General features: G+C 66.2%; 14 protein-coding genes and 1 riboswitch. Of the genes, 8 read left to right on the top strand and 6 right to left on the bottom strand.

Features of this window, described 5'->3' with window-relative positions:
* Window positions 1–2 precede the first annotated feature (2 nt).
* Window positions 3–752 carry an aspartate/glutamate racemase family protein gene (locus ACQ86E_RS25810; protein ID WP_431202385.1) on the top strand — a complete coding sequence of 250 codons (750 nt, stop codon included), beginning with the start codon at window positions 3–5 and terminating at the stop codon, window positions 750–752.
* Here the strand turns inward: ACQ86E_RS25810 and ACQ86E_RS25805 are convergent, their stop codons facing one another.
* Window positions 753–2141, bottom strand: coding sequence for an amidase (locus ACQ86E_RS25805; protein ID WP_431202384.1), 1389 nt, complete (start codon window positions 2139–2141; stop codon window positions 753–755). It abuts the gene before it with no gap.
* 88 nt (window positions 2142–2229) lie between these two features.
* Here ACQ86E_RS25805 and ACQ86E_RS25800 point away from each other — a divergent pair, with 88 nt between their 5' ends.
* The 4 genes from ACQ86E_RS25800 to ACQ86E_RS25785 are packed head-to-tail and all read left to right on the top strand — an operon-like array spanning window position 2230 to window position 6103.
* Entirely contained in the window at window positions 2230–3324 is a 1095-nt protein-coding gene (locus tag ACQ86E_RS25800) for an ABC transporter ATP-binding protein (protein WP_431202383.1), read from the top strand.
* Between the two features lie 31 nt (window positions 3325–3355).
* On the top strand, window positions 3356–4402 hold the full coding sequence (locus ACQ86E_RS25795; protein ID WP_431202382.1) for an ABC transporter substrate-binding protein: 1047 nt from the start codon (window positions 3356–3358) through the stop codon (window positions 4400–4402).
* A gap of 22 nt (window positions 4403–4424) precedes the next feature.
* The gene (locus tag ACQ86E_RS25790; RefSeq protein ID WP_431202381.1) at window positions 4425–5288 is read left to right on the top strand and encodes an ABC transporter permease; all 864 of its coding nucleotides are present in this window, start codon (window positions 4425–4427) and stop codon (window positions 5286–5288) included.
* Window positions 5288–6103 (top strand): ABC transporter permease, encoded by an 816-nt coding sequence (locus ACQ86E_RS25785; RefSeq protein WP_431202380.1) that lies wholly within the window; start codon window positions 5288–5290, stop codon window positions 6101–6103. Before ACQ86E_RS25790 ends, ACQ86E_RS25785 begins: the two co-directional genes overlap by 1 nt.
* On the opposite strand, the gene ACQ86E_RS25780 is transcribed toward ACQ86E_RS25785, so the two are convergent.
* The gene (locus ACQ86E_RS25780; protein WP_431202379.1) at window positions 6104–6439 is read right to left on the bottom strand and encodes a hydroxyisourate hydrolase; all 336 of its coding nucleotides are present in this window, start codon (window positions 6437–6439) and stop codon (window positions 6104–6106) included.
* 29 nt (window positions 6440–6468) lie between these two features.
* On the opposite strand from ACQ86E_RS25780, the gene ACQ86E_RS25775 reads away from it, so the two are divergent.
* Window positions 6469–7665: an MFS transporter gene (locus tag ACQ86E_RS25775; protein ID WP_431202378.1), complete on the top strand. Its 1197-nt coding sequence runs from the start codon at window positions 6469–6471 to the stop codon at window positions 7663–7665.
* Window positions 7646–9013 carry an amidase gene (locus ACQ86E_RS25770; protein WP_431202377.1) on the top strand — a complete coding sequence of 456 codons (1368 nt, stop codon included), beginning with the start codon at window positions 7646–7648 and terminating at the stop codon, window positions 9011–9013. Before ACQ86E_RS25775 ends, ACQ86E_RS25770 begins: the two co-directional genes overlap by 20 nt.
* Here the strand turns inward: ACQ86E_RS25770 and ACQ86E_RS25765 are convergent, their stop codons facing one another.
* Together ACQ86E_RS25765 and ACQ86E_RS25760 are read right to left on the bottom strand one after the other, a co-directional pair.
* Window positions 9014–10435, bottom strand: a complete 1422-nt coding sequence (locus ACQ86E_RS25765; protein ID WP_431202376.1) for a PepSY domain-containing protein — start codon at window positions 10433–10435, stop codon at window positions 9014–9016. It abuts the gene before it with no gap.
* Window positions 10436–10447: 12 nt separating this feature from the next.
* The gene (locus ACQ86E_RS25760) at window positions 10448–12817 is read right to left on the bottom strand and encodes a TonB-dependent receptor domain-containing protein (RefSeq protein ID WP_431202375.1); all 2370 of its coding nucleotides are present in this window, start codon (window positions 12815–12817) and stop codon (window positions 10448–10450) included.
* Between the two features lie 116 nt (window positions 12818–12933).
* Window positions 12934–13135: riboswitch (cobalamin riboswitch) on the bottom strand.
* Window positions 13136–13206: 71 nt separating this feature from the next.
* Here ACQ86E_RS25760 and ACQ86E_RS25755 point away from each other — a divergent pair.
* The gene (locus ACQ86E_RS25755; protein WP_431202374.1) at window positions 13207–13779 is read left to right on the top strand and encodes a histidine phosphatase family protein; all 573 of its coding nucleotides are present in this window, start codon (window positions 13207–13209) and stop codon (window positions 13777–13779) included.
* Between the two features lie 6 nt (window positions 13780–13785).
* On the opposite strand, the gene cobT is transcribed toward ACQ86E_RS25755, so the two are convergent.
* Together cobT and cobF are read right to left on the bottom strand one after the other, a co-directional pair.
* The gene (cobT, locus tag ACQ86E_RS25750; RefSeq protein WP_431202373.1) at window positions 13786–14838 is read right to left on the bottom strand and encodes a nicotinate-nucleotide--dimethylbenzimidazole phosphoribosyltransferase; all 1053 of its coding nucleotides are present in this window, start codon (window positions 14836–14838) and stop codon (window positions 13786–13788) included.
* Between the two features lie 15 nt (window positions 14839–14853).
* Window positions 14854–15603 carry a precorrin-6A synthase (deacetylating) gene (gene cobF / locus ACQ86E_RS25745; protein WP_431202372.1) on the bottom strand — a complete coding sequence of 250 codons (750 nt, stop codon included), beginning with the start codon at window positions 15601–15603 and terminating at the stop codon, window positions 14854–14856.
* Window positions 15604–15632: the final 29 nt, after the last annotated feature.

Here is a 15632-nt window from a genome sequence, read left to right as displayed (position 1 = left end):
CCATGAAGCTGCTGCTGCTCAGCCCCAACACCAGCGCGTCAGTCACCCAGTTGATGACGGATATCGGGCAGCGCGCCGCCGCACCCGGCACCGAGCTGGTTCCCTGCACCGCAACGCGCGGGGTGCCCTACATCTCGACGCGTACGGAAGCCCAGATCGGCGGCGCCATCGCGCTGGAGATGCTGGCCGAGCAGCATCGTAAGGTCGATGCAGCGATCATCGCCGCCTTCGGCGATCCCGGCTTGTTCGCCGCGCGCGAAACCTTCGACATTCCCGTGGTCGGCATGGCTGAAGCCGCGATGCTGACCGCCTGCATGGCCGGGCGACGCTTCGCCATCGTTACCTTCGCGCAGGCGCTGGGACCCTGGTACGAAGAATGCGTCCGCGATCACGGGTTGCGGGAGCGCTGCGCCGGCATCCGCATGCTCGATACGCCGTTCCAGGCGATCTCGGAGGTTGGCACCGAGAAGGAGGATGTGCTCGTCGAACTCGCCCAGCGCGCGATCATCGAGGACGACGCTGACGTTTTGATCTTCGCAGGCGCCCCGCTCTCGGGCCTCGCCGAGCGCGTCGCCGACCGCATCCCCGTCCCTGTCGTCGACCAGGTCGTCGCCGCCGTGAAGCAGGCCGAGGCGCTGGTCGCGTTGCGGCTGCGCAAGGCAACCGCGGGCACGTTCCGCCGTCCCGCCGCCAAACCCACCACCGGTCTTGCCGGAGCGCTCGCTGCCCGGCTCGAACATCGCGACAGCTGATCAGAGAGGCGGCCGGCGATGCGAAAAGCCCAGTTCGTGTTCGAGGGGCCGGCCGAAGGCGAACAGGCGGGATTCGCAGCCCGGGGGCGCGATGATCTGGATGCCGAAGGGCAGCTCGTTCTCCCCGCGCAGCGCGGGCAGCGTGAGCACCGGAAACCCAACCAGCGAGACGATGAAGGTCACCGCGAGATAGTCGATCGGCGTCTCCAGCGCCGCGCCGTCGATCGCGGTGACGTCGCTGACCTCGTTCGGCCAGGGGAAGACGGACGCCGCCGGCGCAACCAGAAAATCGGTACTGGTGAACAGTTCGCGAAAGCTGCGGTAGATCGCGGTGCGGCGGCGTTCGGCGTTGAGGTAATCTTCGGCCGAGAGCTTCGCGCCGGCCTCGATGTTCCAGATCACGGTCGGCGTGAGCTCGGCACGGCGCGTCCGCAGCAGCTCGCCGTAACTGTTGGCGATGTGTGCGGCCCGCAGCGTGCGGAAGGTCTCGATCGCACCGACGCAATCGGGCGAGGATGGAGCGACATCGGCGACGCCGGCGAGCGCGTCGCAGGCGGCAGCAAAACGGGCGCGAACATCGCGCGCGACCGGCGCGATGCCGAAATCGGGCGTCACCGCGATTCTTGGGCGTCTCGCAAGCAGCCCGTCGTCGCTGCCGACGCCGACCGAGAGCGGATCGTTCGCATCGCCTCCCCCGCAGACCGACAGCGCCAGTTCGAGATCGTCGACCTCGCAGGCGAGGAAGCCGTGGCTGGCGAGCATGTCCCAGCCGAGGGGGCGACGCGGCGACGGAATACGGCCGGGCGTCGGCCGGATCGAGGCGACGTCGCAGAAGCTTGCTGGCGTGCGGACGGAGCCGCCGAAATCGGTGCCGTGCGCCAGCGGCACCATGCCGGCCGCAACTGCGACGGCGGAGCCACCGGACGATCCGCCGGAGGTCAACGCGGGATCGAACGGATTGCGCGTCGGCCCGCAAAGCTTGTTGGTGCAGACCGCACCGAAGCCGAATTCCGGCGTGTTGGTCTTTCCCAGGATGATCGCGCCGGCGCGCCGCAGCCGCGCGACCACGAGATCGTCCTCGGCCGGGACGTGATCGCGAAACAGGACAGATCCGTACGTGGTTCTCAGCCCGGCGGTGTCGGTGAGATCCTTAATCCCTACGGGCACACCATGCAGCGGGCCGATCAGCGCGGGCGCGGCGTCGCAGACATCAGCGGCGCGGCGGGCACCCTCGGCATCCACGGTCACGAACGCCGACAGTTTCCCGTCCTGCTCCGCGATCCGCGCCAGATGCGCCTCGACCGCGTCACGCGAGCAGAGTTCGCCCTTTGCGATGGCGCGCGCAAGTGCGGTGGCGGAGAGGTCGCAAATCGATTGATCCGATGTCATCGCCGCACCATGCCAAACCTCGCATCGAAAGGCGAGCGCGGCGGGCACGAGATTTGCTTTCTTCTTCGGGGCAACGGGAGGCAACACCATGGCTGAAGCGCAAGGCGGCCGATCGCTCGTCGTGGACGCCGTTACCCATCGCTATCCGAGCGGCGCGCTGGCGGTCGAGAATATCAATCTCGACATCAAGGGCGGCGAGATCATCGCCCTGCTCGGCCCGTCCGGCTGCGGCAAGACCACGCTGCTCCGAATCATCGCCGGCTTCATCGCGCAGACGCAGGGACGGATCATCATCGGCGACGACATCGTCGATGCGCTGCCGCCGAACCGCCGCGCCGTCGGCATCGTGTTCCAGAACTATGCGCTATTCCCGCATCTGTCGATCAGCGAGAACGTCGCCTACGGTCTCGCGGCTCGCGGCGTCGACAAGGCGGCGCGGCAGCGCGAGGCGCAGCGCCTGCTTGATCTCGTGCAGTTGCCGACCATGGCGGAACGGCTGCCGCGACAACTTTCCGGCGGCCAGCAGCAGCGCGTTGCGCTGGCCCGCGCGCTCGCGATCAAGCCGTCGATCCTGCTGCTCGACGAGCCGTTTGCGGCACTCGACAAGAATTTGCGGCTCGACATGCAGATCGAGGTGAAGCGGCTGCAACGCGTCTCCGGCATCACGACGGTCATCGTGACGCATGACCAGGAAGAAGCGCTGTCGATGGCCGACCGCGTCGCCGTGCTGAGCCACGGCAAGCTCGAACAGTTCGGATCGCCGTCGGACGTCTACGACCGGCCGCAGACCCTGTTCGTCAACACCTTCGTCGGCTCCAGCAACCGCATGCCCGGCGTGGTGGTTTCGGCCGATCGCACGGCGGCAAAGGTTCGCCTCGATGCCGGCGCGGAGATCATCGCGCGCCCCGCGGGCGGCACGCTCACCGAAGGCGGCCGCGTCACCGTGTGCATCCGGCCCGAGCACCTTCAATTCGTCGGTGACGAGACCGGCTTTGCCGGCGTGGTCGGCATGTCCTTGCCGCTGGGAGCCACCGTCGTTCACGAAGTCACGACCGCCGACGGCTCCGGCGTCAAAATCTCCCAGGCGCGCATCGGCGAGACGCGCGCACTGGAGAGCGGTGCCGCCGTGCGCCTTGCCCCGCTCGCCCCATCGCTCGCCAACGCTTTTCCCGCAACGCTTTAGCTTCAGTCTTTTGTCCAGAGGGAGTTCGACCATGATCATGAACCGCCGCAGCCTGATGACGACCGCGCTCACACTCGGCGCCATGAAGGCGTTTCCGGGCCTCAGCTACGCCCAGGCCCGGCCGCTGGTGTTTGCGACCTTCACCGGAAGCTGGGAGGAGGCGCACAAGGCGGTGCTGGTGCCCGCCTTCCGCAAGGCGAATGCCGACGCCGCGATCGTGCTCGACCCCATGCTCTCGGTCGACCAGATCGCCAAGGTCAACGCTGCCAAGGCCAATCCGCCGATCGACGTCATGCTGCACGATCCCGGCCCGGCCCTCGTCGCGATCGGCCAGGATCTCGTCGAGCCCTATCCGGTCGAGAAGAGCGCCTATTACAAGGACCTGATCTCCGAGGCCCAGGAGCCGATGGGCCCTGCCCCATTCTTTCAGGTCGTCGGCCTCACCTACAATCCGGAAGCCGTCAAGACGCCGCCGACCTCCTGGGCCGATCTGTGGAAGCCGGAGTTCAAGGGCCGTGTCGGTATCACCAACCTCAATTCGACGCTCGGCACCGGCTGGCTGGTCGAGATCGCCAAGATGCGCGGCGGCTCCGAGACCAATGTCGATCCCGGCTTCAAGGCGATCGAGGAACTGAAGCCCAATCTTGCCGCGGTCGCCGCCAACCCCGGCGCGCTCGCGACGCTGTTCCAGCAGGGCCAGATCGACATCTCGCCCGGCAATTTCAACGCGATCCAGATCCTGAAGGCGCGCGGCGTTCCGGTCGAGTTCGTGGCGCCGAAGGAAGGCGCCATCGCCTTCAAGACCACGATCCACATCGTCAAGAACTTGCCCAACCGCGAGCTCGCCTTCAAGCTGATCGAGGCGTCGCTGACGCCGGAGGTGCAGACCACGCTGATGAACCCGCCCTATCTGATCGTGCCGACGAATTCCAAGGTGAAGATGGGCGGTGAGATCGCGCGCGTGCTCGCCAAGGATACCGCCGAGCTGAAGCAGAAGTTCGTGTTCCAGGACTGGAAGAAGATCAACGAGCAGCGCTCGGCCTGGATCGAGCGCTTCAACCGCGAAATCAAGATCTAAGGCATCGCCGAAGGATTTCGTCATGGGCACGGCACCGGCATCACGGGATGTGACGTCCTACGGGATGGGATTGGCGGCGCCGCTGGCGCTGTTCTTTCTCTTCTTCTTCGTGGCGCCGCTGCTGCAATTGCTCTGGCTTTCGCTGCACAACGACACGGCCGCGCTCCATTGGGGGCTCGGCCAGTACCTGCACTTCCTCACCGATCCCTTCAGCCTCAGCGTGCTCGGCTCGACGTTGCTGCTGGGGGCCGAGGTGACGGCCGTGTGTCTCGTGCTCGGCTTCCCCATCGCCTGGCTCTACCAGCGGGTCGGACCAAAGCTGCAGACCATCATCATCCTGATCGTGCTGCTGCCGCTCCTGACCAGCGTCGTGGTCCGCACCTTCGCCTGGATCGTCATCCTGGGCCGCCAGGGCATCATCAATGCGACGCTGCAATCCCTTGGGATGATCGATACACCCATAAAGCTGCTCTACACCCAGTTCGGCGTGGTGATCGCGCTGGCGCAGGTGCAGATGCCGCTGATGACGCTGCCGCTGATCACCGCGCTCGGGCGGATCGATCCCAATCTCGACGATGCCTCCTGCTCGCTCGGTGCCGGAAGCTGGCGCACCTTCTTCCGCGTCGTGCTGCCGCTGTCGCTGCCGGGCGTGATCGCCGGCTGCACGCTGACCTATGCCGCCGCGATCACCGCCTTCATCACCCAGTCGCTGATCGGCGGCGGGCAGATGCTGTTCATGCCGATGTATCTCTATCAGCAGGCCTCCACGCTGCAGAACTGGCCCTTTGCCTCCGCGATCTCGATCATCTTTCTGCTGGCCGTGCTCGCGGTCGTCTCGGTCTTCACCACGCTCGGCCGGTTGTCACGCGGTTATGGAGGCGCGTGATGAGCGGACGCAAGCGTACCCTGGAAGCCATCAGCTTCGAATTCGTGATGACCGCGATCGCGGTGATCGCACTGATCATCATCATCGCGCCCTCGCTGGTGGTGCTGATCGTCTCCTTTACCAGCGGGTTCTCGCTGCGCTTCCCGCCGCCGGGCTATTCGCTGCGCTGGTACGCCGAGCTGTGGGATGCCTGGCAACTGCACTTCGCGGCGAAGAACAGCCTCATCGTGGCACTATGGGCAACGGGCCTCTCGGTCGTGCTGGGGGTCGGAGCCGCCCTCGCGATCTCGCGCTCTCGGACGCTGTCGGCGCGGCTGCTCGATTCCCTGTTCATGTCGCCGCTGGTGCTTCCGGCACTGGCTTTCGGCTTGGCTGCGCTGATGCTGTTCTCGCTGGTCGGGATGCAGGTGTCGTTAATAACGCTGGTGATCGGCCACACGGTCGTTTGCGTCCCCTATGTCGTGCGCAACACGGTTGCAGCCCTCGCCCAGCTCGAGCCGACCCTGCTTGAGAGTTCGGCGGTGCTGGGCGCAAGCCGCCTCTATACGTTCCGCCGCGTCGTGCTGCCGCTGATCCGGCCGGGCATCATCGCGGGCGCCTTCATCGCCTTCATGTCGTCGTTCGACAATGTGCCGGTCTCGCTGTTCCTGCGCGACGCCGCCACCGACATGCTGCCGATCCGGATGTGGCAGGACCTCGAGGGCAAGCTGGATGTCACCATTGCCGCGCTGTCGAGTGTGCTGATCATCGCGACCGTCGCGATGGTCGCGGTCATGGAGCGTGTCACCGGCCTGTCGCGGCGGCTGACCAACTGATCAGGCGCCGCGGAACAGCGAGTAACCCCAGCGCGTGAATTTCAGCGGCAGATGAAAATGCTCGTCGACATGCTTGATGCGGAAGCGGAACGGCGTCACCGTGAGGAAGCCGTCGCTGTCCGCAAAGAACTCGCCGAGATGAAACAGCACCTCGTACTCGCCTGCCGTCACGCCCGCGCCCTGCGCAATGGGGTGATCGAGCACGCCGTTGGCGCCGAGCCGGCCGTCGGCGACCCGCTGCGAATCCGGGTCGATCCGCCAGATTTCGACGCGCAGACCCTGCGCCGGCCGGCCGTTGGCCACGTCGACCGCGTGAATGGAAATACCGCCTGCCATCGTGCCGTTCCTCCTCGTAGCGCCGCGCCATGGTAGACGCAAACACCGCCGCTCGGCCAGCGCCACCGTTGCTGCCGGCGCTCGGCGCGATGACCTGGCTCCAGGCGCTGGTGGCGCTCGCCTTGTTTGCTCCGGGCGTGGTCGCGCCGCGCGCCCATATCGAGGTCTGGCAGCTCTCGATGTTCTCCTGCGCGGTGTTCGCCGTCGGCATCCCCGCCTCGTTCTGGGGCGGCGGCTTCATCGCACGCGTGGGTTCGATGCGAATCGCGAGCCTGTGCGCGATCGCGATCGCCGTCAGCATGGCGCTGGCCTCGTTCGGCTCGACTGCGGCCCTGCTCGCCGCCGGCCTCTGCCTCGGCCTTGCCTTCGGTCCCGAGACCCCCGCGAGCGCGGCGCTGCTGTCGCGGCTGGTGACGTCGGAGCGACGCGCCTTCGTGTTCTCGGTGCGCCAGACCGGCAACCAGATCGGCGCCGTCTGCGGCTCGCTGGCCCTGCCCGCGATCGCGATCTGGCTGGGACCGGCATGGTGCTACGCAGCCGTCGGTGCCTGCGCTCTCGTCGCAATCCTGCTGTTCGAGCACCTGCGGCCGGCCTATGCCGGCAAATCCGTCCCGCTTCCGCAACTTGATCTCCGCGCGCGGTTGGCACTGGTCACCGCGGACCGGCGCATCGCGATGCTGGCGCTGGCCTCGATGCCATTCAGCGCGATGCAGGTGTCGCTCAACACCGTCTTCGTCATGCTCGGCACACGCGAGCTCGGCCTCAGCCACATCGAGGCCGGCATGGCGCTCGCCTGCGCGCAGGCCGGCGGCCTCGTCGGCCGGCTCGGCTGGGGCTATGTCGCCATGCGCCTCGATGCCTCGCGCATGGTGCTCGTCGTCATCGGCCTCGGCATGGCCCTCTGCGCCGCGCTGCTCGGCCTCGATGGCGCATCACTCGGTCGCTCCGGGCAATTCGCCGTCGCGACCCTGTTCGGCTTGACGGCGTCGGGCTGGAACGGCGTCTTCATCGCCGAGATCGCGCGCCTGGCACCACAGGACAGGATCGGCGAGACCACGGGCGCGGTGCTGACGGCGTCCTATGCCGGCCTGCTGGCCGCGCCGGCGCTGGTGTCGGTGCTGGATGGTGTTGCCGGTCTCGGCGCAGCGTTCTTCGCCTTGGCTTGCCTTGCGCTGTGCGGCACAGTGGCGCTGATCTGGGGAGGCCATGACACAGCGAAAACGTAGCGCGCGCGAGATTGCGGCCGACGTCTCGGCCGGACGGACCAGCGCGGTCGAAACCGCCGAGGCTGCGCTTGCGCGCATCGAGGCGGCCAGGGCGCTGAACGCGGTGGTGACGATCGATCCTGCCCACACGCTTGCCGACGCGGCAGTGGTCGATGCGCGCCTGCGCTCCGGCGAGACGATGCCGCTGGCCGGCGTCCCCATCATCGTCAAGGACAATATCTGGGCTAGCGGCTGGCGTATCACGCAGGGCTCGCGCCTGTTCGCCGATTTCATTGCGCCACGGGATGCCATTGCGATCGCGCGCCTGCGCCAAGCCGGCGCCGTCGTTGTCGGCATCGGCGCGACGTCGGAATTCGCCAGCAAGGGCGTAACAACCTCGCAGTTGTTCGGACCCACACGCCATCCACTCGATCCCACGCGGACGCCGGGCGGCTCATCAGGCGGTCCCTCCGTCGCCGTCGCGGCCGGCCTCGTGCCGCTCGCGATCGGCACCGATGCCGGCGGCTCCAGCCGCAGGCCGCCCGCCCATGTCGGTGTCGCCGGCTTCAAGCCGTCCTATGGCGCGATCCCGTATGGACCGGGTTTCGCCGAGCCGTTCTTCGGCCTCTCCGTGATCGCACCGATTGCCGCCGATGTCGCAGATATCGCGCTGGCGTTCGAGGTCATGGCCGGTCTTGATCCACGCGATTCCGATTCCGCGGAGATTGCACGGGACGCTCAAGCCATCACAGGCCTGCGCATCGCCTTCTCGCCGCGTGTTGGGCTCGACGTCGCAGTCGACCGTGTGGTCGCAGACGGTCTCGCCTCGACCGTCACACGCCTCTCCGCCGCAGGGATACACATCGCACGTCGCGATCCCGTCTGGCCTCCGGGCGCAACGGAAGAGGCCATCATGCCGCTTCAGCACGCCGGCCTCGCAGCACTCTACGGCGACACCTTCCGCGAGGACCCAACCGTCTTCGATCCCGATATCGCAAAACAGATTGAGCGGGGACTCTCCTGGTCGGGTGCGGATGTCGCTGGAGCCCTCGTCGCCAGCACGGCAATCGCCAATGCCTTCGCTGCCTTCTTCACCGAGGCCGACCTGTTGCTGGCGCCGACGGTGCCCTGCGTTGCCTGGCCGTTGAGCCAGCTCGGACCCGAGACGATCGGCGGCCGCGCCGCAAGCCCGCGCGCGCACGCCGTATTCACGCCGTTCGTCAATCATGCCCGGCTGCCGGCGATTTCGATCCCTTGCGGGACCGATGAGCGCGGACTTCCTTTCGGCCTGCAGATCATCGCCCGGCGTGGACAGGACCGCACGCTGCTGCAAGCTGCCCAACACATCGAGTCGGTGCTCAGGGCATAATCAGGCCGCAAAGGTCGATCGCAAGCGGCGCCAGCCGATGACGATGCCGGTGACGGAGAATGCCAGCCCGAGCGCGCAGAGCCCGACGATCAGGACATCGCGCAACTGCGGATGCGCGAGCAGGACCGGAAAGTCGAACGTATGCAGCGCGCTGTAGACCCAGCGATAGGCCCGCCGTGACGCATCGAGTCTCTGCAGCACGCGGCCGTCGGCCCCGTCGATATCGAACCAGAGGTCGCCGCAGCGGGAGCGATAGACGGGTGCACGCGCGATGATCGAGTGCGCGGGATAGTCGTCATCACCGGCAAGACTGGAGGGTGCGCCGCAGCCGGCTGCGACACGCGTCATCAAGTTTCCGACCTCCAGCGCGCTCAGGAATTCCGACTCTCCATTTGCGGGGCGGACCAGAGCTTGTTTGTCGAGACCGAGCCGCTCGCGCCGATTGATTTTTCCATCGAAGGCAAACCATTCCACCTCGCGGGCCGCGGACGATATCGGCATCCGATCGAGCGACGCGGCTGTCGTCCAGTCCGGCGAAACATCGATCACGCCGGCTTCAGCCGTGGTCAACTCCCCGCGCGAGAACAGCCGGCCGTGATCCATCGAGAGCCAGCCGCTGAAGATCCAGGTCAGCACGAAAGCCGTCGCGACGAGGCCGATGACGTGATGCAGGGCATGCCAGCCACGATAAGGCGATGACAGTTGCCGACCACGAAGCCTGAGCCGCGCGAGCCCGAGCACCGCGCCGAGCACTGCCGCAATCAAGGCCAGCAGCGACAGCGTCCAGACCGCGCCATCCCATAGCGCCCAGTTGCTTCGAAGCACTGTCGGATAGATCCAGTGCAGGACACTCCCAGCCCAATTCCAGCCACGTTCGCTTCGCGTCGTATCCAGGACGACCTCGCCGGTCAGCGATGAAACGTAGACCTCCGTTCCGGCGGCATCGCCAAGGGCGACGCGGAACAGCGGCCGATGGCGGTCAAAGCCGTTCGGCACGCTCCATTGATCGTAATCCGCACGCGTGAGGATCGCGGCGCCGGCAACATCGAGCCCGCGGCGTCTGGCGTGCTCCCGCGCGATGGCGAGCGCGACTTCGGACGACGTCACCGACGCGTCGGTTCCATCCAGGGCACGAAACGCGCGAACACGCGATGGCCCCGAGACGATATAGACCGGTCCATCGCTTCGCCGGATCAGGCGAACCCGTCTGGCATCCGCAATCTCGCTGGCGACCACGGCGTCATGGGCCGACATAGTCACCAGGCTGCCCCCCACCGGTGCCAGTCGGGCAAATCGCTCCGCTTCCGTCAGTGACGGAAACGGAACGAAGTGCATCACGATTCCGGTTGCGAACCACATCGCGAACAGCAGGCAGAACGCGATCCCGAGCCAGCGGTGCAGCAGGACCATCGCGTTCATCATGTGGTCAGCGTCCTACCATTTGAACGCGGCCGAAAGTTCATAGGTGCGCGGCGCGCCGAGCAGGATCTGGTCGGGATAGAACGGATCGCCCCAGATCGCGTAGCGCTTGTCGGTGATGTTGCGGACGCGGAAGGTCAGGCGGGCCTGGTCGACCGCATTGAACACCGTCTTCGGGATATCGACGAAGGCATAGACGTCGGCGACGGTGTAGGCCTTCATCGTCACGACGTTGGCATCGGTGTTGTAGCGATCGCCGACATGGCGGCCGCTGATTCCGACTTCCACGGGCCACGGCGTAAAGAACCGGTACGATGCGCCGGCGTTGGCGACGATGCGCGGCACGTTCGGCGGCGTGTTGCCCGAGAACGAGCCGCCGGCGAAATTGTAGTCGGCATAGCGCGCGTCGACATAGGCGATGTTGCCCCACAGGCGCAGCGGCTCGATCGGACGCACCGCGGCGGCGAGCTCGACGCCCTTCGATTCCTGCCGCCCGGCGATGTTGAGCGTCTGGCCGCCGGCGGCGGCATAGACGTTCTTGCGCAGGATGTCGTAGGCCGCGAACGACCATTCCGCCCTGTTGCCCCAGAACAGATGCTTGACGCCGGTCTCATAGGTGCGGGCCGTCGTCAGATCCAGGTTCTGGGTCGGACCAAGCAGGAAGATGTTGTTGGCCGAGATGTCCGCCCCCGTCGCGTACTGGCTGAAGAAGGTCAGGCCGGGAATGGCTTCCCAGGTGTAACCGATACGTCCCGTCACCGGCGCCCAGTCCTTCGTGAACGGGAATCCGGCCTTCTCCAGTCCGTTCTTGTCGGTCGAATTGCGGTCGAGCCCGATATGCTCGACGCGCAGGCCGCCGACCAGCGCAAAGCTGCGCGTCAACTTCAGCCGGTCCTCGAACGACAGCGCCTCGTTGTCGATGCGGGCGGTCTGCTGCTGCGTCGTGAGCAAGCCGTAATAGCCGCGATTTGGATCGACCAGTGAAACGGAATCACCCGGGAAGTTTGCCGCACCCGGCCTGACAAAATCGAGGTAGCTCGACGACAGTGTCGTGACCAGCCGATTGTCGAAACCTGCGATGTTCGCATCCCAGATCAGGTCGGTGATGTTGCCGACCAGCCGCTGGCTGTGCGCGACATAGAATCGCTCACGATCGACGAGATTCGAACCTGAATTGAACGCCTCGACCTCGTTGTTGAACCAGCTGCGTTCCGCACCATAGCCATACGCCTGGCTCTTCAAGGTCAGGTCGGGCGCCAATTTCAGCTCGAATCCGCCACGCAGCCACACCTCCTGCGCGACGTTGCGATTGTCGAGGACGTTGTAATTGGTATTGAAGGTGCGGTCGTCGATGGTGACAGCACCGAGATTGGTTCCGTTGTAGTTCGAGACGTAATTGCCGGAGACGATGCCGCTCGTCGCATGCGACCCGCTATAGGCCACCGGCACCAGCGGCGCGCCCCAATACGCCTTTGATCGATCCTCGCGATACTCGATCGCGCCCCAGACCTTGAGACTATCGGAGATGCGGTAGTTGAGCTGGCCGGACACATCGAGCGTCTTTGTATTGGTGTCGTCGGCAAAGCCGTTGAGCGAGGAACGGCTGACGTCGAAGCGGTAATCCAGCCCCTGCACATTGGTGCTGCCGCCCGAACCGTAATGCGCACGAAACGAGTTCAGCGAATCCCAGGAGAAATCCGCCTCATTCCGGATTGGCCCGGTGTGCGGCTGCTTGGTGACGAAGTTGATCGCGCCGCCGGCGGCGCCCTCGCCCGAGATCAGCGAGGCCGGGCCCTTCAGAAATTCCACGGCTTCCAGATTGGCCGTATCGGTGATCCGCGACGTCATGTTCTGCGGACCGATCTTGATGCCGTTGTAGAGCGTGTTGATCTGGCTGTTGGTGAAGCCGCGCATCGAGAAGGCCGCGGGCTCGGCCGGGTTGTCGCCGGAGGTGACGCCGACCGCGCCTGCCGCGACTTCGGACACGGTGCGATAGCCCTGCTCGCGCATCGTCTGCGCCGAGATCACCTCGACGGTTGCAGGGGTCTCCCGCACCGTCAGGCCAAGCCGCGAGGCGCTTTCCGCCACCGTATTGCTGTTGAGCGGTGTTTGCGCTTGTGTCTGCGCTGCGGAGACCGTCGTGACAGGCTTTGGCGCGCCCGCTGCAGTCGCGGACCGGCGCGCTGTCGGGCGTCGCGGGCTCTGCCCTTCCCGGCCGGCTGGCCTCGCCTGCTCGCGGGACTGGACGGGCGACACTTCGATCGGCGGCAGGGGATCGCGAACTTGCTGCGCCGACGCTGAGGGCAGATCGATAACGGCAAACGACGTGAAAGCGGCGGACGCGAGCAGGACGCGGCGCGGTCGTACAATACGGATGGACAACACGGTCTTGGACCTCGGTGTGACGTCAGTGGCACGTCACAGCGAATTAAGGTCCCATCTTCCGGCTTCCCGCCGTCCGATGAAGCCGAATGTCTGTACTCCCCGACCGACATCTTCGCGTGTGACCACGGCTGACGGCAGGTCTCCTGGCTCGCGGGTCGCTACCTTGCGTCGCCTTCCCGGGACCGAGAACCCCAGTGGCACATGACGCGAGATTCGCCGCTTACAGTTGCGGGGGCAGCCACGGCATTGGGGACAATGTCCCCGCACCGCATTCCCTTTTCATCCCCTCGCGGGGAAACCGTCACGACCATCTAGGATTAGGAGCAAGACGGAGTCAATGTGCTGCACGCGGCGATATTGCCACACGACCAATTTCTCTGGAGACAAGCATGGAAGGCGAGACCTTCCTCTGGCTGATAAGACATGCGCCAGTCGCCGGCGTCGCAGGGACGATCCACGCGTCCGATGCGCCGGCCGATCTCGGCGATCCCGCGCAACTGGTGGCGCTGCGGCAACACCTGCCGCGCGATACGGCGAGCTATGCCAGTCCGTCGCGGCGCACGGTCGAGACCGCGCGGGCCCTTCGGCTCGAACCGGCGCTGGTGACCGAATTCAGCGAGCAGCATTTTGGCGACTGGACCGGCCGGAAGCACGACGAACTTGCCGCCACCGGCGGCGAGACCTACACGGAATTCTGGAGCGATCCCGCCCACAAGAGACCGCCGGGCGGCGAAAGCTTCGAGGATCAGGTCGCGCGCGTGCGGCAGGGACTGTCGCGGATCGGCTCCGGCCCAGCGACGCTTGTCGTACATTCCGGCACCATCCGGGCGGTGCTCTGCATCGCGCTGGATCTGACACCGGAAGCGGCCTTGCGCTTCGTGGTCGATCCGCTGTCGCTGACCCGGATCGACCGGCTCGCCGCCGGCTGGCGCGTCGTCTCGGTCAATCAGCGCATGACCTGAGGCGGTTCAGGCGGGACGATCCGGCACGTTGGCCTGCGCAAACGTCGCCATGCCGTTGTGAAGCGCACAGGCCGATCGCACCAGCGGCAGCGCGATGGCGGCGCCCGATCCCTCGCCGAGCCTGAGATCAAGGCTGATCAGCGGCTGCACGTCGAGCGCGCGCAGCACCAGCCGATGCCCCTGCTCTGCCGATTGGTGCGATGGCAACAGGAACGGCTGGCACGACGGATTGAGCCGCACCGCCGCCAGCGCCGCGACCGAGACGATGAATCCGTCGATTAAGACGGGGATTCGGCGTTGCGCTGCCGCAATGATCGCGCCGCAGATCGCCGCGATCTCGAGTCCGCCGACCGAGCACAGAATTTTTTCGGGCGAGGCCCCGGCGACGCCATGGCGCGCAATCGCAGCGTCGATCACCCGCGCCTTGTGCGCGCGGCCGGCCGCATCGATACCGGTACCGCTTCCTGCGATCTCCTCTGCGCTCACGCCCAGAAGGCTTGCGGCAATCGCTGCCGATGTCGTGGTGTTGCCGATGCCCATCTCGCCGAAGATCAACAGATCAGGCTGGCTGACCGCCGCACGCGCGACGGCGCGTTGGCCGGTCTCGAAGGCAAATGCCAGCTCGGTGGGGGTGAGCGCAGCTTCGACGCTGAAATCGCGGGTGCCATGGCGCAGCTTGTCGGTGACGACGCCCGACATCTCCCCCTCCGCCAGCGTGCCGGCATCGACTACCTCGAGGCTCGCGCCAAGCTCGCGTGCCAGCACGGAGATCGCGGCACCGCCGGAGGCGAAATTCGCCATCATCGCGATGGTGACGGCTTGCGGATAGGCCGACACGCCCTGCGCGACAATGCCGTGATCGCCGGCGAAGATGATGATCGGCACCCGCGCCGCACGCGGCTGCCCGGTCGCCTGCAGGCCTGCAAGCTCGATCGCCAGTTGCTCCAGCCGGCCGAGCGAACCGGTCGGCTTCGTCAGCTGCGCCTGCCGCGCAATCGCCGCCTCGCGATGAACCGCGGAGACGTCAGGGCATTTTTGAGTGACCCATTCGGGAAGCATGCTGCCTCGCTTGGCCTATGGCCTGCGCTTGAGAATGTAGCTGTCCATGATCCAGCCATGCCGCTCGCGCGCCTCCTGGCGTGCGGCCACGATGCGCGAGCCGATCTCGGCCAGCGCTCCGGACAGGATGATCTGGTCGGGCATGCCGAGATAGGCGCCCCACCAGATCTGCAAGCCGTCCGGATCGAGCGACTGGAATGCGGTGCCGCCGTCGAGCATCACCACCACGGTATCGACGCCTTGCGGCCAGCCGCCCTCGCGCAAACGTCGCCCCGTCGTGACCAGAAACGGTTCGCCGATGTCGTTGAGCGGCAGCGCATGCGCCGCGCACAGCGCCTGGATCGAGGTGATGCCGGGCACGACCTCAATTGTCGGCAAGGGAGAGAGCCGCTGCGCGATGCGCAACGAGGAATCGTAGAGCGAGGGATCGCCCCAGATCAGCAGCGCAACCCTGCCATCGCTGCCAAGATTGCTTGCGATCGTCCGCGACCAGGTCGCGGCGACCGCATCGTGCCAATCGTCCACGCCCTTGTGATAGTCCGCTTCAGCGGCGTCGCGCACGGGAAGATCGAACTCGGCGATCCGCGTCTTGTCGTTGGTCAGCACGTCCGTGCAGATCGTCCGCCTGAGATCGGCGAGATCGGACTTCGCGCTCCCCTTGCGCGGGATCAGAACGAGATCGGCCGCGTTGATGGCACGGGACGCGGCGCGCGTGAGCTGTTCCGGATCGCCGTAACCAATGCCTATCAGGGAGAGGGTGAGCATCGCGAGTGCGAAGGGCGACCGCGATGGCC

Origin of the sequence: Bradyrhizobium betae, from assembly GCF_050632175.1 — a bacterium.
Taxonomy (GTDB): Bacteria; Pseudomonadota; Alphaproteobacteria; order Rhizobiales; family Xanthobacteraceae; genus Bradyrhizobium; species Bradyrhizobium betae_B.
The sequence above is the reverse complement of the archived record's forward strand: the minus strand, read 5'-3'. Positions and strand labels throughout refer to the sequence as shown.

What these genes read in the sequence shown, in the direction of transcription:
- ACQ86E_RS25805 (WP_431202384.1), bottom strand. Translation starts at nt 2,141, where the DNA reads ATGACATCGGATCAATCGATTTGCGACCTCTCCGCCACCGCACTTGCG.
- ACQ86E_RS25780 (WP_431202379.1), bottom strand. Translation starts at nt 6,439, where the DNA reads ATGGCAGGCGGTATTTCCATTCACGCGGTCGACGTGGCCAACGGCCGG.
- cobT (WP_431202373.1), bottom strand. Translation starts at nt 14,838, where the DNA reads ATGCTTCCCGAATGGGTCACTCAAAAATGCCCTGACGTCTCCGCGGTT.
- ACQ86E_RS25785 (WP_431202380.1), top strand. Translation starts at nt 5,288, where the DNA reads ATGAGCGGACGCAAGCGTACCCTGGAAGCCATCAGCTTCGAATTCGTG.
- ACQ86E_RS25755 (WP_431202374.1), top strand. Translation starts at nt 13,207, where the DNA reads ATGGAAGGCGAGACCTTCCTCTGGCTGATAAGACATGCGCCAGTCGCC.
- ACQ86E_RS25775 (WP_431202378.1), top strand. Translation starts at nt 6,469, where the DNA reads ATGGTAGACGCAAACACCGCCGCTCGGCCAGCGCCACCGTTGCTGCCG.
- ACQ86E_RS25795 (WP_431202382.1), top strand. Translation starts at nt 3,356, where the DNA reads ATGATCATGAACCGCCGCAGCCTGATGACGACCGCGCTCACACTCGGC.
- ACQ86E_RS25790 (WP_431202381.1), top strand. Translation starts at nt 4,425, where the DNA reads ATGGGCACGGCACCGGCATCACGGGATGTGACGTCCTACGGGATGGGA.
- ACQ86E_RS25800 (WP_431202383.1), top strand. Translation starts at nt 2,230, where the DNA reads ATGGCTGAAGCGCAAGGCGGCCGATCGCTCGTCGTGGACGCCGTTACC.
- cobF (WP_431202372.1), bottom strand. Translation starts at nt 15,603, where the DNA reads ATGCTCACCCTCTCCCTGATAGGCATTGGTTACGGCGATCCGGAACAG.
- ACQ86E_RS25810 (WP_431202385.1), top strand. Translation starts at nt 3, where the DNA reads ATGAAGCTGCTGCTGCTCAGCCCCAACACCAGCGCGTCAGTCACCCAG.
- ACQ86E_RS25770 (WP_431202377.1), top strand. Translation starts at nt 7,646, where the DNA reads ATGACACAGCGAAAACGTAGCGCGCGCGAGATTGCGGCCGACGTCTCG.
- ACQ86E_RS25765 (WP_431202376.1), bottom strand. Translation starts at nt 10,435, where the DNA reads ATGATGAACGCGATGGTCCTGCTGCACCGCTGGCTCGGGATCGCGTTC.